Below are 21,815 nucleotides of genomic sequence, written 5' to 3'. Positions count from 1 at the left end.
TTGCTGCGCCCGAGGCGTAAAGTCCTGACCGCAGGACGTAAATCTGGTCGGTAGAATTGTTCGTAGGGAACAAGAACATGAGCCATGCCATCCGGAGGGCCAGCGAGCTGGCCCTGGACGGGACGACGGTCGCCGCGCTCCGGGCCGCGCTGACGGCCACCGCCGACGAGGTCGTCCAGGCGATCATCGACGAGGTCCCTCCGTACGCCAACGCCCTCTCGGGCCGCATGGGCGGCACCATCCGCCGGGCCGTCCGCACCGCCCTGGGGCACTACCTGGACCTCGCGAGCGGGAACGCCACGGGCGGCGACGCCGGTGACGCGGCCTACGAGCTGGGCCGCGGCGAGGTGCGCGACGGCCGTTCGATGGACGCCCTGCTCAGCGCCTACCGCGTCGGCGCCCGGGTGGCCTGGCGGTGCCTGGCGGCGGGTGCCGTACCCGCGGGTCTGCCCGCCGCCGAGGTCGCCAAGTTCGCCGAACTGACCTTCGCCTACATCGACGAGCTCTCCGCCGCGAGCGCCGCGGGCCATGCCGACGAACTGGCCGCCCGCGGCCGGGCCCAGGAGCGCCACCTGGAACACCTGGCCCGTGACCTCCTCGCCGGCGCGAGCCCGGACGTGCTGCTGGCCGCCGTTCAACGGGCCGGGTGGCAGCCTCCGGGTTCGCTGACCGCGGTCCTGCTGCCCGCCGCTCAGGCCCGGCCCGCCTACCGCACGCTCGACCCGGGCACCCTCGTCCTCGACGATCTGCCCGATGCCACCGGTGTGCTGCTCGTCCCCGACGCCGACCGGTCGCACCTCCTGCGGCAGTTGGCCGACCGCACCGCCGTGGTCGGCCCGGCCCGGCCCTGGATCCGTGCGTCCGCCTCGTACGCCCGAGCCGTGCGCGCGCGCTCCCTCTCCGCGGACATCCGTGACACCGAGGACCACCTGCCCGAACTGGTGCTGAGCGCCGACGCGGACGCGTTCGCGGACCTGCGTGCCCGGGCCCTCGCGCCGTTGCGGCCCCTGCCCGCCGCGACCGCACGGCGGTTGGAGGAGACGCTGCGGGCGTGGCTGCTGCACCAGGGCAGGCGGGACGAGGTGGCGGCGGTGCTGTTCGTCCATCCGCAGACGGTCCGGTACCGGATGTCGCAGCTGCGGGAGCTGTTCCCGGACCTCGCGTCACCGGACCGGGTCCTCGAACTGACCCTGGCGTTGGGCCTGCGGGTCGGCTGACGCCCACTCGGACCACAACGGCACGCGGGAGAACGGCGGTTGCGCGGCACGGGGAGTCCCGGTCGCGGGCCGTCCGGTCGGCGGCGGCCGGGAGCGGGCAGCACGAGCCCGCCATCCGAGATCACATCTGCAGTCACTTGATCACTTTCAGCGGGCATGTTCTCCTAGCGGAGGCCTTCCGGAACCACCCGGTACGGTCGCCGTGTTCTTTCTTTGGGGGAGGGGGAGCCGATGAGGCATGCCCAAAACGGGGCGGACGTCGACGAGGTCCGGCACCTGCACACGCTCGGTCCGAGCGGCACCAATCTGCAAGCAGCGTCCCACGAGTGGCTGCGCCGCCGGGGAGTCCGGGGGACGGTGGAGCTGCACTCGTCCATCGAGTCCGCGCTCGACGCCGTACCGGACGACGGACGGCACGCGCTGGTCGCCTGCGCGGTCTACCCGGCGCTGCACACCCTGGTGTTCGGGAACCTGCACCGCCTGCACATGGTCGACAGCTTCATCATGCCGACGCACAACATGGTGCTCGCCACCAACGGGGTCGACGCGCCCGCCACCGTCGCCTCGCACCCGGCGCCGACGGGTCTCGTGCCCGACGGCACGGAGATCCGGGAGGTCCTGAGCAACTCCCGGGCGGCCATCGAGTGCGCCGAGGGCCGCGTCGAGGGCTGCATCACCACCATCGTCGCGGCCGAGGACCAAGGGCTGCGCGTGGTGCGGGACTTCGGCCCCGTACCGATGGTGTTCACGGTCCATCAGGTGCTGGCGGTCGGTGCCGGGGACGAGCGGCGGATCCCGGTGGGAGCGGCCCTGTGACCACCGCGACCGCACCCGTCCCCGCGAACCTGCTCGCCGACGCCGACGAACTGGCCGGCTCCCTCATCCCGGAGGTCGACCGCTTCCGGGCGCGTCAGGCGGACGACGGCACCGTCCCCGACGCGACCGCGGAGGACCGCGCGCTGCTCGGCCGCATCCGCGACGAGGCCTGCGCCTGGTACGCGCGGCGCGGACAGGACGACCAGGCGGCCGCGCTGGCCGCCGACGTCGACGGCTGGCTCGCGGCCGGCCTCGACACCAAGCCGCACTTCGCCCGCTCGCGGGACGCCCTGCGGGTGCCCGAGGACGGTTCGGCCGTCTTCTTCCTCGCACCGCTGCAGAGCACCAACAGCGCGCCGCCCGTGGGCAAGCGACTGGACTGCTTCTTCGCGCTGCGCAAGGAGCCCGCCGCGCTGCCGGAGCTGGCCGGGTCGTACCCGCATCCCAAGAACAACTGTCAGTCGCTCATCCTGATCACCGGCAGCGCGGGCTTCCGGCAGGGCAACTGCCTGGTGTTCTTCCCGGAGAACGTGGCCGCTCACGACAAGATCACCGAGCAGCCGTACGCCATGTTCTTCTACAACAAGATGCGGAAGATCCACGAGACCTACGCGCTCCGCGGCGCGGAGGCCGTCCTGACCCCGGAGTCCCTGCCCCGCGCGTCCACGGGCCTGGACGCCGACGTGTGCTTCGAGGCCCGCGCCATCTGGGGCTACCTGCACGACTCGATGCACTACCAGGGCCTCTGGCCGTTCGACCAGCACATCTCGCTGAAGATGAACTGGTTCGTCGGCCTGCTGGAGGAGATCAAGGTCGACGCCAAGACCGTGCTGGCCTGCGCGGACAGCGGTGTCGTCCCGTTCGCGGCGGAACAGGTCGACATGATCCTGCTGGAGCGGGTCTTCCGCTACCCGCAGGCGGACGACGCCACCCGCAACTTCGACTCCGGCACCGGGGTGTTCATCTACTCCTGGCTGCGCGAGCACGGTGCGCTGACCGGCTCCCCGGACGACGGCGGACTGCTGCACTTCGACCGGGCCGAGGCCCTCGACGCGCTGCGGGAATTCGTCGCCACGGTCGAGGAGTTGGAGGCCGCCGTCACGACCGACGACGAGTACCGCTCGGCGGCCAAGGAGCTGGTCCGCAGGTACCTTCCCGAGCCCGAGTCCGTCGCGGCTGGTGTCACCGCTGGTGTCGCTGCCGGTGTCGCTGCTGGTGGGGCACGGCAGCGGTACGCCTTCACCGAGGACCAGCGGGTCCTGCTGCGCGCCAAGCAGGGGCTGGACCGGATGCCTGCCTTGGAGTTCGAGCGGGCGGAATGGTGACGGGCGCGCCCCTGCGCCCCCGCCGGGGCGGACACCTCGTGGTGCCCGCCCTCTCGGCACTGATGATCTCCCTGCTGGCCGCCGGCTGGCTGCTCGCCGGGCGGCTGGTCGACGGCGTTCCCCCACTGGCGGTGGCGGCCGGGCGGACGGCGGCCAGCTTCGTGGTCATCACCGTCATCGCCCTGCTGTACCCGCGGTCGCGGTCCGACGTCCGGGCCGCGACCGCCCGCCGCGGAACCGTCGTGCTCCTGGCCTTCCTCGGCTTCTTCGCGTACTACTCCGGAACGCTGCTCGGGACCGGCTTCATCGGAGCCTCCCGGGTCGGCCTGATCGTCTCCCTGCTGCCCTGCATCACCTTCGTGATCGGGGTCGCCGCCTTCCGGGAGCCCTCCTCGCCGCGCAAGGTCCTGGGCACGGTGCTGGCCGTCGTCGCGGCCTGCGGGTACGCCCTCGCCGACGGCTCCGCGGCCGCCGGCGCCGGCTCAGGGGCGGGCGGCGGCGCCCTCGCGGGCGGGAGCCTGCTGGCGCTTGGCGGCACCTTCACGTACGCGGTGTACGGCTACGTCTACCGGCGGCGGATGGCGGACCTGACCCCGGTCGCGGCCCTGCCCGCCGTCACCGGGGCGGGCACGGTCATGCTGGGGCTGGCGGTCGCCCTGTTCGTCCCGCTCGGCGGCGTCTCCCCGGCCGACTGGGGCGGCATCGCGGTCCTCGGCGCGGTCCTCACCGCCCCGGTCTTCCTCATCTCGCACGAACTCATCCTGCGCAAGGGGCCGTTGTTCACCTCCGCGCTCGCGCTCGTGGTGCCGTTCCTGGTGCGCCTGGGGGAGTGGGCCCTGGGCCGGGAGGCCGCGCCCGGACCGCTCGTGATCCTGCTGCTCCTGCTGTGCGGGGGCGGCGTGTGGCTCACCATCGGCGGTGCCCGCCCCGCCGGGCGCGCCACGGCCGAGGTGGTCGAGGTGGTCGAGGTGGACCCTGCGGCCGAGGCGGCCCCCGCAGCCGCCGCGGCCCCGGACGGGACGCACACCGGGCAGGGGACCGAAGTGCCCGCCCGGCAGGGGACATCGTGACGGCGAAGGACCTCGTGACGGCAGAACACCTCGTGCCGGAAGAACGCCTCGTGACGGCAGAACGCCTCGTGACCGCAAAGGACCCCGTGATGACAGCGGACAGCCCCAGGCCCACCCTCGTACTGGTCTACCAGCGCACCTCGCTCCCCTGGGTCTTCGAGAGCGCCCAACGGGCCGGGATCGACCTCGTGCTGGTGCCCCGGCCCGACGAAGCGGTGTCCGCGGACCGGTTGCCGCCGGCCGTGGTCGACCTCCTGCGGCTGGACGTCGAGGGCGACCCGGCCGGCGCACTGGACGCCCTGCGGCGACGGCACGAGGCGAACGCCTTCCAGGGCGTCGTCACCCTCTACGACCCCGCCGTGCCGTTCGTCGCCGAAGCCGCCGAGCTGCTCGGACTCCCCGGAATCGGCCGCGACGCGGCGCTCGGCGCGCAGGACAAGCGCGTCATGAGGGAGCGTCTGGCCGCTGCCGGCCTCAACGTGCCGGGCTTCGTCCGGCTGGACGACCCGGCCGACTGGGAGAAGGCGGCGCGCCTGGCCTTCCCCGTCGTGGTGAAGCCCGCCCACGGCTTCTCCAGCCTCGGCGTCACCAAGGCGGAGACCCCGCAGAGCCTCAAGAGCGTCGTGGACGAGGTGTGGCAGACCTCCGCGAACAAGCTCGGCCGCACGGACGGCCTGGTGGTCGAGGAGTACCTGGACGGCCCCGAGTTCGCCGTCGAGTCCCTCGCCCAGGGCGGAGACGTGCGAGTCCTGGCCATCGGCTACAAGGGCGACCCCCAGGGGCCGCACTTCGAGGAGGGCGTCTACCGGGCACCGGCGGCCCTGCCCGACGCCGTGCAGGAGTCCGTCCGGCGCGAGGTGGTCGCCGCGCACCGGGCCCTCGGCATCACCGACGGGCCCACCCACACGGAACTGCGCCTGCGCGGCGGCGAGACGCCGTACCTGCTGGAGATGGGAGCCCGGATCGGGGGCTCCGGGGTGTCCCACTACATCGCCTCCGGAGTGACCGGCATCGACTTCGCCGCCCAGGCACTGCGGATCGCCGCCGGCACCGCCACCGAACCCCTGGGCTCCGGCCCGTCGCCGACACCCGTCGCGGCCGCGGCCAACTACATCGTCCCCTGCGGCGGTTCCGGACGGATCACCGCGATCCACGGCCTGGCCGAACTGCGCGACGACCCCAGGGTCGACCACGTCGTGCAGATGCTCTTCCCCGGGGACGTCGTGCGGCCCTACCCGGATTTCACCGGCTACCCGGCGTTCGTGCTGTCCCGCCACGCGGACACCGCCGAGGCCGAGGAGTTCCACCGGTTCCTGGAACAGTCCATCCGCATCGACTACACCGATGACACCGTCGACACCGTCGACACCGACGACACCGAAGACACCGACCACGAGGGGCAGGCGTGACCACCGTTCCGTTCGACGACCGCGACGGCGTGATCTGGCTGGACGGGGCGTTCGTGCCGTGGCGCGACGCCCAACTTCACGTCCTCTCCCACGGCCTGCACTACGGCGGCGGCATCTTCGAGGGCATCCGCGTGTACGACGGGCGGCCGTTCAAGTCCGCCGAGCACTTCGAGCGCCTCCACACCTCGGCGGGGGAGCTGAACTTCCGTATCCCCTTCACCCCTGCGGAACTCGACGCCGCGATGCAGGAGACCATCCGGCACCAGGGGATCGTCGACGGGTACGTCAGGCCGGTGGCCTGGCGGGGCAGCGAGCAGATCAGCGTGTCCGGGGCGGGGACGTCCGTCCACGTCGCGATCGCCGCCTGGGAGTGGCCGCACGTGTTCTCCGGCGACGCGCAGAGCCGCGGCATCCGGCTGCGCACGTCCCGGTGGCGGCGGCCGTCCCCCGACACCGCGCCGGTACGGGCGAAGGCGGCGTCGCTGTACAACATCTGCACCCTCGCCCGCGACGAGGCGGAGGCGGCCGGATGCGACGACGCCCTGCTCCTGGACCACCGCGGGTACCTGGCGGAGGCCACCGGGGCCAACCTCTTCCTGGTGATCGACGGAGCCCTGCACACGCCGACCGCGGACACCTTCCTCGACGGCATCACCCGGCGGACCGTCCTGGCCCTCGCCCGGGAGCTGGGGATCCCCGTCCACGAGAGGCACATCCAGCCCGAGGAACTGCCGGGCGCCGACGAGGTCTTCCTCACCGGCACGGCCTACGAGGTGCAGCCGGTGTCCGGCGTGGACGGCCACTCCTTCGAGGTCGGCAGCATCACCACGACCCTGTCCAAGGCGTACGCCGGGCTGACCCGCCCGGGCGAGGGGTGACGGGGTGGCGGGGTGGCGGTTCGGCGGGGTGATGGTTCGGCGGGCGGCTGACCGGGATCAGGCGACGGCGAACAGATGACAGAGAACAGATGACAGCGAACAGACTTCGAAATCTGTTCGCTGTTATCTGTCATCTGTTTTCTGTCACTTGTCAGCTGTCACTCGTCAGCTGTCACGGGTCGGCTCTCGGCGGTCACCCGCCCGAGGCCTGGTGCCGCCGCATCGCCCGTAGCCCGCCGTAGACGGCCGCGGCCGTCCAGAGCGCCATGATCAGCAGTCCGGTCCAGTGTCCGTAGTGGATACCGGGTTCGGTCCGGGTGCGCATCGCGTACAGGCCGCCCCGGTCGGGCAGGAACTGTCCGACCTCGCGGACGCCGGGGATCGCGCCCAGCCAGGTGGTGCCGAGGAACACCATCGGGGTGAGCAGGCCGAGCGCGGCGCTGAAGTTGCCCAGCATCGCGGTCAGTCCGAGGCAGAGCAGCACCATCAGCGGGTGGTAGAGCACCCCCGCCACGAAGCTGCGGGTCAGGCCCGGGGTCGACAGGTCCAGGTCCGCGGTGGCGCGGACGGAGAGGAAGCAACTGGTCGTCGAGACCAGGCCGAGCAGCAGGCCCAGCCCGGCGCCGAGCGCGAGCTTGGCGCCGTACAGCCGGCCGCGTCGGGGCACCGCCGTGAGCGAGGTGCCGAGCATCCGGGTGTTGAACTCCTGCCCGATCAGCAGGATTCCGAGGCAGGCCACGGCGACGTGGCCGAACAGCAGCCCGAAGTAGATCATGTCGGCCGGGTCCTTGCCGGAGCCCGGCGCCGGGGGGCCCTCGCTGGCGCCGACGGCCGCGGTGATGCCGACGGTCAGTGCCAGGGCGGTGAGCGGTGCCGCCCACTGCGAGGGCAGGGTCGTGAACTTGATGCGTTCGGCCCGTAGGGCGTTGCCGAAGGCCATCGCCGTCTCTCTTTCGTCCAGGGGTACTCGGGGCGGTGCCGGTTCCGCGGCCGGTACGCGGTTTCGCGGCCGGTGCCCGGTTCAGCGGCCGGTGCGTTGCAGGGCCCGCAGTCCGCCGTACGCCGCCAGGGCCGTCCAGAGCGCCATGACGATCAGCCCGGTCCAGTGCCCGTACCCGGTCTGCGGGTCGTCGGCGTAGCGCAGCGCGTACTGGCCGGCCCGGTCGGGCAGGAACTGGACGACGTTCCGTACCCCCGGCACCCCGGAGAGCAGGGGCGAGAGCAGGAAGACGGTCGGGGTCAGCAGGCCCAAGGCGGCCGTGAGGTTGCCGAGTTGAGCGGTCACCCCGAGGCAGAGCACCGCCAGCAGCGCCGGGTAGAGCACTCCGGCTGTGGCCGCGCGGGCGAAGCCCGGTCCGTGCCACTCGGCGGGGACGGTGGCCGCGTACCCGGCGAAGGCGCCCGCGGTGCCGACCGCGCCCACGCCGAGGCCGACCAGGGCGCCCAACGCCAGCTTGGCGCCGTACAGTCGGCCGCGTCGGGGGACGGCGGCGAGCGAGACGTCGAGCATCCGGGTGTTGAACTCCTGGCCCATCAGCAGGACTCCGAAGGAGACCAGCGCGGCCTGGCCGAAGTTGAGCCCGTAGAAGATGCCGACGCCCGGGTCGTCGGTGATGTTGTGGTCGGCGTCGCCGAGCGCCGCGCCGACGGCCGTGGTGACACCGGCGGTGAGCAGGACGGCGATCAGCGGCGGGAGCCAGAGCGAGCGGAGGGTGGTGAGCTTGATCCGCTCGGCGCGCAGGGCGGTGAGGTTCATGCGGAGGCCTCCGCGCGGTACTCGACGCTGTCGGCGGTCATCCGCATGAACGCCTCCTCCAGGGAGTCCTGTTGGACCGCGATCTCGTACAGCACCACGCCGTTGGCGGCGGCGAGCGCCGCGATCCGCTCGGGCTCGGCGCCGGTCACCTCCCAGGCCCCGTCGGCGACTTCGGTCGCGTCGAGGCCGTGGTCGCCGGTGCCGAACAGGGCGGCCAGCTTGGTCGGGTCGACGGCCCGCACCCGGATCCGGGGCCGGCCGTGGCGGTCGATGAACTCGGCGGTGGCGGCGTCCGCGAGCAGCCGGCCGCGCCCGATCACCACCAAGTGGTCGGCGGTGAGCGCCATTTCGGTCATCAGGTGGGAGGAGACCAGCACCGCCCGGCCCTCGGCGGCCAGGTCGCGCAGCAGGGTGCGGATCCAGCGGATGCCCTCCGGGTCCAGGCCGTTGACCGGCTCGTCCAGCAGCAGCACCGGCGGATCGCCGAGCAGCGCGGCGGCCACCCCGAGGCGCTGGCGCATGCCGAGCGAGAAGCCCCGGACCCGCCGCCGCGCGGCCTCGGCCAGCCCGACCTGGGCGAGCACCTCGCCGACCCGTCGCTCCGACAGGCCGTTGCTCGCGGCGAGCCAGCGCAGGTGGCCCTGCGCCGTGCGGCCGCCGTGCAGCGCCTGGGCGTCCAGCAGCGCGCCCACCTGCCGCAGTGGCTGGGCGAGTTCGGCGTACGGGCGGCCGCCGACCAGGGCGCGCCCGGCGGTGGGGCGGTCCAGGCCGAGGATCAACCGCATGGTGGTGCTCTTCCCGGCGCCGTTCGGGCCGAGGAAGCCGGTCACCACGCCGGGCCGGACCTCGAAGGACAACTCGTCGACGACCCGTCGTCCGTCGTACTCCTTGGTCAGGCCCTGGATCTCGATCACGGCCGTCTCCCTCCTCGCAGGTGCTCACCGTCGCTCTCCCCGGACGGTGGTTCCATTCGACCGGAGGGGTGGTCCGGGCGGATCCCGCCGCGGCGGGGATCCGCCTCCCTCCCGGGAGGGAGGGGCGCGGCGGCCCCGCGGGGGAGTCGGGACGGCCGCCGGGCTGGCAGGATGGCCGGATGCCACGAACGACCGCGTCCCGGTTCAGGGACGGAGCGACCGCGATCCTCGCCCCGCTGGTGGCCGGCGTCACGTACGCCCGGCTGTTGCACCTGCTGGTCGGGTGGATCTTCGCGGGCGTCGTCCTGCTGGTCTACCCGGGGACCTACCACAGGAGCCTCGGCGCGATCGTGCTGCAGGCCACCGCGACGGACGTGGTGCTGCTGGCGCTGATCGCGCTCGTCCCGGCGGCGCGGCGGGCCGAGGGCGTGCAGGCCCGGCTGCTGCTGGTGCCCGACCGCGAGGAGGACATCGGGGTCGAGCCCTCCGGCAGCTGGGCCGACCGGCGGCGGATGGCCGGCTGGCTGATCGGCCGGGTGGCGCTCGGCTCGGCCATCGGCTTCGTGACGGTCTTCGGGCTCACCGGTGCGTACGGCCTGCTGACCGGTCCGGGCGCCGCCCGGTACCTGCTGTCCGCGCCGCTGGTGGTGCTCGGCTACGGTTGGCTGGTCATCGGCGCCGGCCGCCTCCAACTGGCCATGGCCGAAAGGTTGTTGGGGCCGTCCCCGGCGGAGCGGCTGGCCGAGGCCGAACTGCGGGCCGAGCGGCTGCTGGAGCGCAACCGGCTGGCCCGCGAGCTGCACGACTCCATCGGCCACGCCCTGACGGTGACGGTCCTCCAGGCGGGTGCGGCGCGCGAGGTCGGGGAGCCGGCCTTCGTCGCCAAGGCGCTGGAAGTCATCGAGGAGACCGGCCGGCGGGCGATGGAGGACCTCGAACGCACCCTGGTGCTGCTGCGCGAGACACCGGCGGGCGGCGGTACGGCGGGGGGAGGCGTGGCCGGGCAGGGGGCGGCCGGGCACGGGACGGCCACCGAGCAGCCGGGCATCGACCAGCTGTCCGCGCTGTTCGACACCGCCCGTGCGGCGGGCAGTCCGGTCGACGCGCGGATCGACGTGCCGCCCGGCGTGCTGCCCGGGGTGCTCTCGCGCGAGTCCTACCGGATCGTCCAGGAGGGCGTCACCAACGCGCTCAAGTACGCACCCGGTGAGCCCGTCGGCGTCCGGATCGCCGTCCGGGACGGGAGATTGGAGCTGCGCTGTGCCAACCGGCTGGCGGCGCCGGGCCGGGGCGGCCCCGGCCGGGTCGGCTCGCGCAAGGGCGGCAAGGGGCTGCGCGGCATCCGGGAGCGGGCCACCCTGCTCGGCGGGGAGGCCACGGTCGGGGCGGGCGGCGAGGGGGGAGCGGAGTGGGTGCTCGACGTCCGGCTGCCCCTACGCTTGGGCTCGTGACGAACGATCTTGCGGGCGGAGGCGTCGGTGCCGGTGCGGCTACCGGTGCCGGTACTGGTGCGGCTGCCGGTGCGGCGGGGATGACCGACGTCCTGCTCGCCGACGACGAGGGACTGGTCCGGGCCGGGCTGCGGGCGGTCCTGGAGGCCCAGGGCGACCTGCGGGTCGTCGGGGAGGCGGGCGACGGCGCGGAGGCGGTGGTCCTGGCCCGCGCGCTGCGCCCGCGGGTGGTGCTGATGGACGTCCGGATGCCCGTCATGGACGGCCTGGCGGCCACCCGCGAACTGCTGCGCCCCGGCCCGCCGGGGGAGTTGCCGCCGCGGATCCTGGTCGTCACCACCTTCGAGAACGACGACTACGTCTACCAGGCGCTGCGCGCGGGCGCGGACGGCTTCCTGCTCAAGCGCAGCCGCCCGGCCGAGATCGTCCACGCGGTACGGCTGGCGGCGGCCGGCGAGTCGCTGCTCTTCCCGGCCGCGATCCGGCGACTGGCCGCCGGGCACGGCAACCCCGCCGCCCGCGCCGCCATGGACCGCGCGGCGCTGACCGGGCGCGAGGCCGAGGTGCTGCGGATGATGGCGCGCGGGCTCAGCAATGGCGAGATCGCCGAGCAGCTGGTGCTCGGGGTGCAGACGGTGAAGACGCACGTCAGCAGCGTGCTGGCGAAGCTCGGCGCTCGGGACCGTACCCAGGCGGTGATCGCCGCGTACGAGTCGGGGTTCGTCGAGCCGTCGGAGTAGCGCCGCCCGGCGGGGCGGCCCGGCGCGGTGGAGCGCGCCTCGGGGCAGGGTCGGGGCAGGCCGGGTCAGGCCGGGTAGGCGTGGGTCTGGGCGGCCTTGACCGAGGCCCAGACCGGTGTCCCCGGGGCCAGCCCCAGTTCGGCGACGGCGGCCGGGGTGAGGTCGGCGGCCATCGGCAGGGCGCCGGAGAGTTCGGCGCGCACCTGGTCGCCGTGCAGGTCCAGGCCGGTGACCTCGGCCTGCCACAGGTTGCGGGCGCTGGACTGCGGCCGCTCCCGGTAGAGGGTGACGGCGGAGGGCGGGAAGGCCACGAAGGCCGGTCCGGACAGCTCCTCGGCGCTGGTCAGGACGGTGCCGTCCGGGAGGGTGACCGAGGTGCCCTCGGCCCGTCCCTGGTACAGGTTGAGGCCGACCAGGCGGGCGATGTAGTCGGTGCGCGGACGCCGGGCGACCTCCGCCGGGCTGCCGGACTGCACCTCGCGGCCGTCCTCGATCACCACCAGCCGGTCGGCCAGCACCATCGCGTCCAGCGGGTCGTGCGTCACCAGCACCGCCACGGCCTCGAACTCGGCCAGATGGCGGCGCAGTTGGGACCGTACGTCGAGCCGGGTGCGGGCGTCCAGGGCGGCCAGCGGCTCGTCCAGCAGGAGCAGCCGGGGGCGGACGGCCAGGGCCCGGGCCAGCGCCACCCGCTGGGCCTGGCCGCCGGAGAGCCGGCCGGGGCGCACCGAGGCGTGGTCCGTCAGGCCCATCCGCTCCAGCCAGGCCGCCGCCTCGGCCCTGGCCTCGCGCTTGGGGCGGCCCTGGCAGCGCGGACCGAAGGCGACGTTGTCGAGCGCGCTCAGGTGCGGGAACAGCAGGTAGTCCTGGAACACCACGCCGACCGGCCGCTGTTCGGCGGGGGTGTGCAGGCGCCGGGCCGGTTCCTCCAGGACGTGGCCGTCCAGGCGCAGGTGGCCGCCGGTGAGCGGGAGCAGGCCGGCGAGGGCGCGCAGCGCGGTCGACTTGCCGGCGCCGTTCGGGCCGAGCAGGGCGATCACCTCGCCGGGGGCGGCGGTGAGCGCCAGGTCGAGGGCGAACGCGGCCCGGTCGACCCGCAGGTGGGCGTCGAGGGAGGCGGACGGGGCTCCGGCTCCGGCACCCGGTGCGGGAGCGGGCGCGGGTGCGGGGGGCGGTGCGGGGGTCATCGGTGCGGCCGTCCTGTCGGCGTCCTGGGTGCGGGTGCGGGTGCGGCCGTGGGTGTGGGCGTGGCTGCGGGTGCGGGGGCGTCCGTCCGGGGCCGGGACGGTGGGGCCGGGGTCACGGGGTCGACATCCAGCGGTCGCGCAGGCCGACCAGGACGGCGACGGAGACCACCAGCAGCACCAGCGACAGTGCGATCGCCGCCTCCGGGTCTGACTCCATGGCCAGGTAGACGGCCAGCGGCATGGTCTGGGTGCGGCCCGGGAAGTTGCCCGCGAAGGTGATCGTCGCACCGAACTCGCCGAGCGCCCGGGCCCAGGCCAGGACGGCTCCGGCGGCGATCCCCGGGGCGATCATCGGCAGGGTGATCCGGCGGAACGCGGTCAGCCGGGAGGCGCCCAGGGTCGCGGCGGCCTCCTCGAACCGGGGATCGGCCGCCCGCAGCGCGCCCTCCACGCTGATCACCAGGAAGGGCATCGCCACGAAGGCCTCGGCGATCACCACCCCGGTGGTGGTGAAGGGCAGGGTGATGCCGAACGCCGAGTCCAGCCAGGAGCCGACGATCCCGCGCCGCCCGAGCACCAGCAGCAGCGCCACACCGCCCACCACCGGCGGCAGCACCAGCGGCAGGGTGACCAGCGCCCGGATCACCCGCCGGCCGGGCAGCTCGGTGCGCGCGAGCAGCCAGGCCAGCGGGACGCCGAGGACCAGCGACACCGCCGTGGCGGCCGTCGCGCAGATCAGCGAGAGCCGCAGGGCGTCCCAGACGGCGGCGCTGGTCAACTGCTCGGACAGGCCGCTCCACGGCGCCCGGACGAGCAGCCCGACCAGCGGGAGGATCAGGAACGCCAGGCCGAGCAGCGCCGGTAGCAGCAGGGTGACCGGGACGCGCTGGGCGCCGGGGCGGCGCGGGCCCCGGCGGCGGCCCGGCAGGGCGTTCGCGGGTCCTGTCGGGGCCGGTGCCGGGGCCCGCGCCGGTGCCGGGGCAGCGTCGTCCCGGGTGGTGCCGGGGCCGGCGCCGGAGTCCCGGTTCCGGTCCCGGCCGCTGCCGGTGGTGCGGTCCGTCACGGCGCCTGGAAGCCCGCCGCGGTCAGCACCTGCTTGGCCTCGGCCGACTGGACGTAGGCGACGAAGGCGGCCGCGCCGTCCTTGTTCGGCGCCTTGGCGAGCGCGGCGATCGGGTAGTCGTTCACGGCCTTGGCGGCCTCGGGGAAGTCCACGCCGTCGATCTTCGCAGCATCGGCCTGCACGTCGGTCTTGTACACCAGCGAGGCGTCGACCTCGCCGAGCTCGACCTTGGTGAGCGCGCCCTTGACGTCCTGCTCCAGGGTGACCGGGGTGAGGTCGACGCCGGCCGCCTTCAGCGCGGTGAGGGCGGCGGCGCCACAGGGCACCTCCTTCGCGCAGAGCGCGACCTTCACGCCGGAGCCGGTGAGGTCCTTGAGGCCCGTGAGGTGCTTGGGATTGCCCTTGGGCACGGCGATGGCGAGGGTGTTCTTGACGAAGGTCGTCGGCTGGCCGCTCGCGCCGCCCGCGTCGGTGACCGTCTTCATGGTGGCCGGGCTGGCCGCGGCGAAGACGTCCGCCGGTGCACCGGAGTTGATGCTGGTGGCGAGGGCGGAGCTGCCGCCGAAGTTGAAGGTGACCTTGGTACCCGGGTTGGCGGCCTCGAACTTCTTGCCGAGCTCGGTGAAGGTCTCCTTGAGGGAGGCGGCGGCGAACACGGTGACGGCGCCCTTGGCCTTCGGGGCGCTGGCGCCGTCGGTGCCCGCCGCGCCGGCGGCGCCGGTGGCGGCGGTGGTCGCGGCCGAGGAGGCGGAGCCGGAGGACTTGCCGCCGTCACTGCCGCAGGCGGTGGCCCCGAAGCTGAGGACGAGGGCTGCGGCGGCGGCGACGGCGAGTCTGCGGGTGGGGGTGGTGCGGGTGCTCATCGGTGCTTCCCCTCCAGGGTTCGCGCCGGAAGGGGCGCGGAGGTGTGGCCGCAGGTGCGGCCATTACGGCGATCATAGTGCCGCAGTTGCGAGCGATAAATCCTCTGTCACATCGCACAGCGGAAGTGGGGTGACGGTCTCGGGGCTGCTGTGCGAAGGCTCAAACGTGCACGGACGGTTCGGCTCGGAAGGGAGGCCGGTCCGGCTCGGAAGGGTGGGCCGGTTCGGTGCGCGGCGGGCGTGCGGTTCGGTGCGTGGTGGGCGTGCGGCTGTCGTACGGCCGTTGTGCGGCGCCTGGTGGAAAACCCTTCGCATCCGGGCAGGTGGAGCGGTCAGAGTGGGCGGCAGCCCGTAGGCGCGGCCGACCGTCGGCCGCCCGGGCCCGAAGGTCGATCCGAACGGATCCACGGGGAGGAGTCCGCCCATGTCCACGCTGCGCGTCACCGCCGAGAAGCTGGTCATCCTGGAGCACCCGAACGCCGACGCACTGGAGTTGGCCCAGGTCGGCCTCTACCGCGCCGTGGTGGCCAAGGGCTCCTACCGGACCGGCGACCATGCCGTCTACATCCCCGAACAGGCCGTCCTGCCGGAGGAGTTGGTCGAGGAGCTGGGGCTGACCGGCAAGCTGGCGGGCGGCGCGGCGAACCGGGTGAGGGCGGTACGGCTGCGCGGGGAGCTGTCCCAGGGCATCGTCTGCCGGCCCGGCGCGCTGGCCGGCACCGACCTGGCCGGGGCGGCCGAGCGGGGCGAGGACTTCGCCGAACTGCTCGGGATCGTCAAGTGGCAGCCGCCGGTGCCGACCTCGATGAGCGGTGACGTCCTCAGCGCGCCCGACCTGCTGCCCTGGGTGGACATCGAGAACCTCAAGCGTCACCCCGACGTCTTCGAGCCCGGCGAGCCCGTGGTGCTGACCGAGAAGCTGCACGGCAGCTGCTGCCTGGTCACGTACACCGCCGCCACCGGCGAGGTGCACGTCTCGTCCAAGGGGATCGGCGCGCAGGGGCTGGCGCTCGTCGAGGACGAGCGCAACCTGTACTGGCGGGCGGTGCGCGCGTACGACATCCCGGCGGTGGCGGCCCGGTTGGCCGAACGGCTGGGTGCCGAGCGGATCGGCATCTTCGGCGAGGTGTTCGGCGAGGGCGTGCAGGACCTGTCGTACGGCGTCTCCGCGCGCACCGAGCGCCCCGGGTACGCGGCCTTCGACGTGTCGGCCGTCGTGGACGGGCGGCTGGCCTGGCTGTCGGCCGCCGAACTCCTGGACGGCGAACTGCCGTTGGTGACCGAACTGTGGCGCGGGCCGTTCGACACCGCGACGGTGCTGGCCCACGCGCAGGGCAAGGAAGCCCACTCCGGGCGCGAACTCCACCTGCGCGAGGGCGTGGTGGTCCGGCCGGCGGTCGAGCGCTGGAGCCCGGTGCTCGGCGGACGGGCGATCGCCAAGGTCGTCAGCGACGCCTACCTGACCCGCAAGGGCGGCACCGAGTACGAGTGAGCCGAGGCGACCGGGCGCGGACTTGGCCCCTTTGCGCGGCTTCCTCGGCTGAATACCCGTCAGTAATGTTGAAGGGTCACCGAGTGCGCGTCAGCGCCGAGGAAGTCCAGAAGGAGTGCCGATGGCCACCGCAGCCGCCGTACCCGGACCGGCCGGGAACCCCCTGGTCGGGTCGCTCTTCGACCTCACCCGCCGTCCGCTGCGCACCTACCTCGCGGCCCGGCGCGACCACGGCGACGTGGTGCGCATGGTGGCCGGGCCGCCCGGGCTGCGGGTCGAGTTCTACGGGGTGTTCTCGCCGGAGGGCGTCCACCAGGTGCTGGGCAGCGAGGCGGCGAACTTCCGCAAGGAGAACAGCTTCTACGACGAACTGCGGACCAGCGTCGGCAACGGGCTGCTGACCAGCCAGGACGAGGTCTACCAGCGCCAGCGCCGGCTGGTCCAGCCGCTGTTCACCCGGCGCCGGGTCGACGGCTACGCCCAGGTGCTCGCCGAGGAGGCGCAGGCGCTCGCCGAGCGCTGGCGGGCGGTGCCGGGCGGGGTGGTGGACGCGGCGGAGGAGATGTCGCGGTTCGCGCTGCGGGCCGTCGCCCGGATCCTCTTCGGCGCCGACGTGGAGGAGGCGGTGGAGGTGGTGAACCGCAGCTTCCCGGTGCTCGGCGAGTACGTCAAGGAGCGCGGCTTCGCGCCGGTCCGGTTCCCGCGCACCTGGCCGACGCCGGGCAACCGGCGCGGCCTGGAGGCGCAGCGGGCGCTCTACGAGGTCTGCGACCGGATCATCGCGGAGCGGGCCGCGCGCGGGGGTGGTGACGAGGAGGCGGACGACCTGCTGACCCTGCTCGGCCGGGCGCGCGGCGAGGACGGCGAGCGGCTGGACCCGGCCGAACTCCGGGACCAGGTCCTGGTGTTCCTGCTCGCCGGGCACGAGACCACGGCCACCTCGCTGGCCTTCGCGCTGCACCTGCTGGCCAAGCACCCGGAGCAGCGCAAGCTCGCCCGGGAGGAGGCGCTGACCGTTCTGGCCGGGCGGGCGCCGACGGCGGCGGACCTGGAGCGGCTGCCGTACCTCACCCGGGTGATCAAGGAGGCGATGCGGCTCTACCCGGCGGCGGCGCTGATCGGGCGGCGGGCGGTCGAGGAGACGGTCATCGACGGGTACGTCATCCCGGCGGGGGCGCAGGTCGTGGTCGCGCCGCTGGTCACCCAGCGGCACCCGGACCACTGGGTCGACCCCGAGCGCTTCGACCCGGACCGGTTCCTGCCGGAGGGGGAGAAGGCGCGGCACCGCTACGCGTGGTTCCCGTTCGGAGGCGGGCCGCGGGCCTGCATAGGGCAGCACTTCTCGATGCTGGAGTCGGTGCTGACCCTCGGGGTGCTGCTGCGGGACTTCGACCTGGAGGTGGTGGACCGACGGGTGGCGCTCGCGCAGGGGATCACGCTCCGGGCGGCGAGCGCGATGCGGGTGCGGGTCGCGGCGCAGGACTGACGGCGCTGGGCCGACGGGAACGGCTGACGGGTTTCAGAGTTCAACTTTCAGAAGACAGATAACAGATTTCAACATCTGTTATCTGTCTTCTGACTTTTGTCTTCTGTTCGTCGTCAGCCGCCCGCCCGCCCGGACGCCGCCGGACACAGGACCGTTTCATTCGAACACAGCGCCCGCGCCACGCGTGCAGCTTTTCAGATCTTCGTCTGGCCGATTCCGGCCGCTCGATAGCGTCCCACGCACCCCAGGCCGGAAGCGCACATGCGATGGGCATATGCCCATGTGCCCGTCGGATGCAGTCCGCCCGGCCGGGGGTGCCCGGGGGCACCGCATTCCGCCCCGGGCCCGACCGGTCGACCGGAGGTCCCATGGGCGCCCTCAACCAGTTCAGCTTCGGCTGGCTGACCCCTGTCCTCTCCTACGCGATGGCCTGCGCCGGCGCCGCCCTCGGGCTGCGCTGCACCCTGCGCGGCCTGGCCGCCACGGGCGCCGCCCGCCGGAACTGGCTGCTCACAGCGGCCGCCGCGATCGGCTCCGGGATCTGGGCCATGCACTTCGTCGCCATGTTCGGCTTCGCCGTCGACGGCACCGAACTGCGCTACAGCGTGCCGCTCACGGTGCTGAGCCTGCTGGTCGCCGTACTGGTCACCGGGCTCGGCCTGACCGTGGTCTGCTACGGCCGGCACCGCGGCCTCGCCCTGCTGGGCGGGGGCTGTACCACCGGCGTCGGCGTCGCCGCGATGCACTACCTCGGGATGGCCGCCGTCCGGATGCACGGCGGGCTGCGCTACGACGGCGGGACGGTCGCCCTCTCCGTCCTGGTCGCGGTCGGTGCCGCCACCGCCGCGCTCTGGGCCGCCGTCACCGTCCGCAACGGGTACGCCGCGGCCGCCGCCTCACTGGGTATGGGCCTCGCCGTCAGCTGCATGCACTACACGGGCATGGCCGCCGTCCACGTCCAGCTGGATCCCGCCCGGACCGGTCTGGGCGGGGTCAGCCCGATGGATTTCGTCTTCCCGCTCGCCGTCGGCCTCGGCTCGTTCCTCTTCCTGGCCTCCGCCTTCGTCGCGCTCTCCCCGACCACCCAGGAGCGGGCCGGGTACCCGGAGGCGGGGGAGCTGGCGATCGAGGAGTTCGCCGGGCCCGCCGCCGGGCCCGTGGCCGACCCGGGCGCTGTGCCCTCGGGCCTCGCGCTCACAGATCTGTACGGCCCCGCCGCGGACGGCTTCGACCCGTACGGCCGGGGCCCGGACGGCTTCGACCCGGCCGGCCGGGATCCGTACGGCCGGGACCGTGCGGCCTGAGCCCGTCCGCGCCGCCCGAGCCCCGTCGCCCCCGCCTGAAAGGCCCCGTCCATGCGAGAAGACCGTGGCACCACCCCCGGCGCCCGCCGGGGTGCCCACGCCGGACCGCCCGCCCGCTCGTCGCGCCCCGGCCCCCGATTGCGCGGGCTGCTCGGGCCGCTTGGGCCACTCGGGCCGCTCGGGCTGCGTGGGCTGCGTCCCCGGAGCGTGCGTGCCCGGATCATCGCCCTGCTGATGGTCCCGGTCGTTTCCGTCATCGCCCTCTGGGGCTTCGCCACCGTCACCACCGCCCAGGGCGTCTGGGACCTGCTGCGCCTGCGCGACGCCCAGCGCAGCCTGCTCACCCCCGTCGCCGACACGGTCGCCGGCCTGCAGGCCGAACGCGCCGCCGCCGGACAGTTGTTGGCCGGTCCGGGCCTCGTTCCGGGGACGGTGCCCGCCGCGGGGCGGGAGAGTGCCCTGCGCGAGGCCGCCGCCGCCACCGACCGGGCGCTCACCCCACTGTTCCCCGACCCGCGCCATCCCGGCCAGGGCTACAACCGGTCCGACGCCCAGGGCCTCGGCGCCGACGCAGCCGCCCGCCTGGACGGCCTCGGCACCGCGCTCGCCGCCCTGCCCGAACTACGCGTCAGGGTGCTCACCCGGAGCGTGGGCTGGTCCGAGGCGTACGCCGCCTACGGGGCGGCCGTGGACCGGGCGCTGGCCGTGTCCGGTGCCGTCGCCGCTACGGCCGACGGCCGTTCCGGGGCCGACGCGCGGGCGCTGCCGGAGCTGGACCGCTCCCGCGAACTCCTCTCCCGCGAGGACGCGTTGCTGCGGTCCGCCGAGCTCTCCGGCGGGCTCGGTGACGACCAGCTGCGGGAGTTCGCCGGGACGGCCTTCGCCCGCCGCGCGTTCGAGCAGGGCGCGGCCGCCGGTCTCGGCTCCGCCGGCCGGGAGGCACTGCTTTCCGTCACCGGCGGCCCGGACCACCGGGAACTGGTGGGCTACGAGGAGGAGGTCCGGACCGCCGCTGACGGCCGGTCGGCCGTCGCCGCGGTGCCGGCGGACCGCTGGGCGACGGTGGCCGGGAGCGTCGCCGCCGGGCTGCGCGACGTCGCCGACCGGGCCGGTCGGCTCGTCGCCGAACAGCAGAACCCTTACGCGCTGGGCCTGTTCACCCCGGCCGGGATCGCCGTCCTGCTCGGGCTGCTCGGGGTGATCGCCTCGCTGGTGATCTCGGTGCGGATCGGCCGCGGTCTGGTCACCGAGCTGACCGGCCTGCGCAATACGGCACTTGACCTGGCGGGGCGCAAACTCCCCTCCACCATGCGGAAGTTGCGTTCGGGTGAGGAGGTGGACATCGAAGCCGAGGCGCCCCGGCCGGTCGGCCGCGACGACGAGATCGGCCAGGTGCACCGGGCGCTCGGCACCGTGCAGCGGGCCGCCGTCACGGCGGCGGTGGAACGGGCCGAGGTGCTGTCGGGGGTGTCCGGGGTGTTCGTCAACCTCGCGCGCCGCAGCCAAGTCCTGGTGCACCGCCAACTCGCCTTGCTGGACGCCATGGAGCGCCGCACCGAGGACCCGTCCGAGCTCGCCGACCTGTTCCGGCTGGACCACCTGACCACCCGGATGCGCCGCCACGCCGAGGGCCTGATCATCCTCTCCGGCGCGGCCCCCGGCCGGGCCTGGCGGCGGCCCGTCCCCCTGGTGGACGTGGTGCGGGCGGCCGTCTCGGAGGTCGAGGAGTACGCCCGGGTCGAGGTGCACCCGCTGCCGCGCGCCGCCGTCGTCGGCCACGCCGTCGCCGACCTCACCCACCTGGTGGCCGAACTGGTCGAGAACGCCACCGGGTTCTCCCCGCCGCACACCAGGGTGCACATCCGCGGTGAACAGGTCGGCAACGGCTACGCGGTGGAGATCGAGGACCGGGGCCTCGGGATGGGTCCGGCCGCACTGGCCGCCGCCAACCGGCGGATCGCCGCGGCCGAACAGACCGACCTGTTCGACAGCGACCGGCTCGGCCTGTTCGTGGTCAGCCGGCTCGCCCGACGGCACGACGTCCGGGTCTCCCTGGTGACCTCCGCGTACGGCGGCACCACCGCGGTGGTGCTGCTGCCCACCGGGCTGCTGGCCGACGAGCGCGAGGGCCCGGGACAAGGCTACGAGCCGGTACCGGAGTTGGACATCACGCCGGAGCCGGTGCCCGAGTGGGAACCGGCGTCGAAGTGGGAACCGGCACCCGAGCGGGGGCCGGCCCCCGGCGTCGGGCCTGCGTGGTGGCCGCCGGCCGGGCCGGATCCGGCCGGGGCCGGAACGGAACCCGCCCTCCCGGGCAGCGGGGTGGCGGGGACAGAGCTTCCGGCGGCGGGTGGGCCGCCGCCGGAGGGCGGGGCGCTGCTGCCGTTCGGAGCCCGGGGCGTCCACCCCGAGCCGATGCGCCGCACCCCTTCCGGGCCTCCGGTGCCCGGACGGCCGGACCGGCTGCGGACGGGGGCCCGGGTGCGGCCTCCCGTTCGCAGCCCGGTCCGCCGCAGCCCGGTCCGCCGCAACCCCACCACGGCGCCACCGCAGCGCCGGCGGGTGCGATGCCGGGTGAGTGTGGATCGGTGGACGGTCCGGAGGAGTTGCCGCGCCGGGTGCGCCGGGCGAGTCTCGCCCCGCAGCTGCGGGAGGCGCCTGCCGCCGCCCCGTACGGCCGCCGCGGAGTCGGCGCCGGAGTTGCCACCGGAACCGGTACGGGGCCGACGGCCCGCAGTCCGGAGGAGGCGCGGGCGGCGATGGCGGCCTTCCAGCACGGCTGGGCCCGTGGCCTGCGGCCCGACGTCCGGCCCGGAACCCCGTCCGACGTCGGGCCCGGAACCC

General features: G+C 74.2%; 17 protein-coding genes and 1 pseudogene. 12 read left to right on the top strand and 6 right to left on the bottom strand.

Translation table 11 applies throughout. The features are described 5' to 3' along the window. Window positions 1–77: 77 nt before the first annotated feature. From ACFY2K_RS06270 to ACFY2K_RS06245, 6 genes are all read left to right on the top strand, one after another. Window positions 78–1,217, top strand: coding sequence for a PucR family transcriptional regulator (locus ACFY2K_RS06270; RefSeq protein WP_375890603.1), 1,140 nt, complete (start codon window positions 78–80; stop codon window positions 1,215–1,217). A gap of 231 nt (window positions 1,218–1,448) precedes the next feature. Then, window positions 1,449–2,033, top strand: coding sequence for a bacilysin biosynthesis protein BacA (locus ACFY2K_RS06265; RefSeq protein ID WP_375890601.1), 585 nt, complete (start codon window positions 1,449–1,451; stop codon window positions 2,031–2,033). Next, window positions 2,030–3,358, top strand: a complete 1,329-nt coding sequence (locus tag ACFY2K_RS06260; protein ID WP_387709875.1) for a DUF6421 family protein — start codon at window positions 2,030–2,032, stop codon at window positions 3,356–3,358. The genes ACFY2K_RS06265 and ACFY2K_RS06260 overlap by 4 nt, the downstream gene beginning before the upstream one ends. A gap of 41 nt (window positions 3,359–3,399) precedes the next feature. Further along, window positions 3,400–4,428 carry a DMT family transporter gene (locus tag ACFY2K_RS06255; RefSeq protein ID WP_387709873.1) on the top strand — a complete coding sequence of 343 codons (1,029 nt, stop codon included), beginning with the start codon at window positions 3,400–3,402 and terminating at the stop codon, window positions 4,426–4,428. Window positions 4,429–4,517: 89 nt separating this feature from the next. Continuing rightward, complete coding sequence (locus tag ACFY2K_RS06250) at window positions 4,518–5,837, top strand: ATP-grasp domain-containing protein (RefSeq protein ID WP_387709871.1); 1,320 nt, start codon at window positions 4,518–4,520, stop codon at window positions 5,835–5,837. Next, a complete protein-coding gene (locus ACFY2K_RS06245; protein ID WP_387709869.1) occupies window positions 5,834–6,715 on the top strand; it encodes a branched-chain amino acid aminotransferase in 882 nt (293 codons plus the stop codon). The genes ACFY2K_RS06250 and ACFY2K_RS06245 overlap by 4 nt, the downstream gene beginning before the upstream one ends. Window positions 6,716–6,908: 193 nt before the next feature. On the opposite strand, the gene ACFY2K_RS06240 is transcribed toward ACFY2K_RS06245, so the two are convergent. From ACFY2K_RS06240 to ACFY2K_RS06230, 3 genes are all read right to left on the bottom strand, one after another. Then, window positions 6,909–7,655: a hypothetical protein gene (locus ACFY2K_RS06240; RefSeq protein ID WP_380640177.1), complete on the bottom strand. Its 747-nt coding sequence runs from the start codon at window positions 7,653–7,655 to the stop codon at window positions 6,909–6,911. An 81-nt stretch (window positions 7,656–7,736) separates the two neighbouring features. Further along, window positions 7,737–8,471 carry an ABC transporter permease gene (locus ACFY2K_RS06235; protein WP_380640179.1) on the bottom strand — a complete coding sequence of 245 codons (735 nt, stop codon included), beginning with the start codon at window positions 8,469–8,471 and terminating at the stop codon, window positions 7,737–7,739. Then, window positions 8,468–9,385, bottom strand: coding sequence for an ABC transporter ATP-binding protein (locus tag ACFY2K_RS06230; protein WP_375890588.1), 918 nt, complete (start codon window positions 9,383–9,385; stop codon window positions 8,468–8,470). The genes ACFY2K_RS06235 and ACFY2K_RS06230 overlap by 4 nt, the downstream gene beginning before the upstream one ends. Window positions 9,386–9,564: 179 nt before the next feature. On the opposite strand from ACFY2K_RS06230, the gene ACFY2K_RS06225 reads away from it, so the two are divergent. Both ACFY2K_RS06225 and ACFY2K_RS06220 read left to right on the top strand, forming a co-directional pair. Next, window positions 9,565–10,836, top strand: coding sequence for a sensor histidine kinase (locus ACFY2K_RS06225; RefSeq protein WP_387709867.1), 1,272 nt, complete (start codon window positions 9,565–9,567; stop codon window positions 10,834–10,836). 80 nt (window positions 10,837–10,916) lie between these two features. Then, the gene (locus ACFY2K_RS06220; protein ID WP_375890584.1) at window positions 10,917–11,576 is read left to right on the top strand and encodes a response regulator; all 660 of its coding nucleotides are present in this window, start codon (window positions 10,917–10,919) and stop codon (window positions 11,574–11,576) included. Between the two features lie 65 nt (window positions 11,577–11,641). On the opposite strand, the gene ACFY2K_RS06215 is transcribed toward ACFY2K_RS06220, so the two are convergent. The 3 genes from ACFY2K_RS06215 to modA form a co-directional block, all read right to left on the bottom strand. Continuing rightward, on the bottom strand, window positions 11,642–12,763 hold the full coding sequence (locus ACFY2K_RS06215; protein ID WP_380520981.1) for an ABC transporter ATP-binding protein: 1,122 nt from the start codon (window positions 12,761–12,763) through the stop codon (window positions 11,642–11,644). A gap of 112 nt (window positions 12,764–12,875) precedes the next feature. Beyond that, window positions 12,876–13,691, bottom strand: a complete 816-nt coding sequence (locus tag ACFY2K_RS06210; protein ID WP_375890764.1) for an ABC transporter permease — start codon at window positions 13,689–13,691, stop codon at window positions 12,876–12,878. A 131-nt stretch (window positions 13,692–13,822) separates the two neighbouring features. Continuing rightward, entirely contained in the window at window positions 13,823–14,689 is an 867-nt protein-coding gene (modA, locus tag ACFY2K_RS06205; protein ID WP_380593350.1) for a molybdate ABC transporter substrate-binding protein, read from the bottom strand. Between the two features lie 424 nt (window positions 14,690–15,113). Here modA and ACFY2K_RS06200 point away from each other — a divergent pair, with 424 nt between their 5' ends. The 4 genes and pseudogenes from ACFY2K_RS06200 to ACFY2K_RS06185 all read left to right on the top strand — a co-directional run. Further along, a complete protein-coding gene (locus ACFY2K_RS06200; RefSeq protein WP_387709863.1) occupies window positions 15,114–16,181 on the top strand; it encodes an RNA ligase (ATP) in 1,068 nt (355 codons plus the stop codon). Window positions 16,182–16,302: 121 nt separating this feature from the next. Beyond that, window positions 16,303–17,667 carry a cytochrome P450 gene (locus tag ACFY2K_RS06195; protein WP_387709861.1) on the top strand — a complete coding sequence of 455 codons (1,365 nt, stop codon included), beginning with the start codon at window positions 16,303–16,305 and terminating at the stop codon, window positions 17,665–17,667. A 368-nt stretch (window positions 17,668–18,035) separates the two neighbouring features. Next, a complete protein-coding gene (locus ACFY2K_RS06190; protein WP_387709859.1) occupies window positions 18,036–18,971 on the top strand; it encodes an MHYT domain-containing protein in 936 nt (311 codons plus the stop codon). 51 nt (window positions 18,972–19,022) lie between these two features. Continuing rightward, a pseudogene (locus ACFY2K_RS06185) lies at window positions 19,023–21,014 on the top strand (nitrate- and nitrite sensing domain-containing protein); the annotation flags it as partial. Window positions 21,015–21,815 lie beyond the last annotated feature (801 nt).

It is taken from the genome of Kitasatospora sp. NPDC001309 (assembly GCF_042896295.1).
In the GTDB taxonomy this organism is placed as follows: domain Bacteria; phylum Actinomycetota; class Actinomycetes; order Streptomycetales; family Streptomycetaceae; genus Kitasatospora.
Note: the sequence above shows the minus strand (reverse complement) of the source record. Positions and strands in the feature narration are given on the sequence as shown.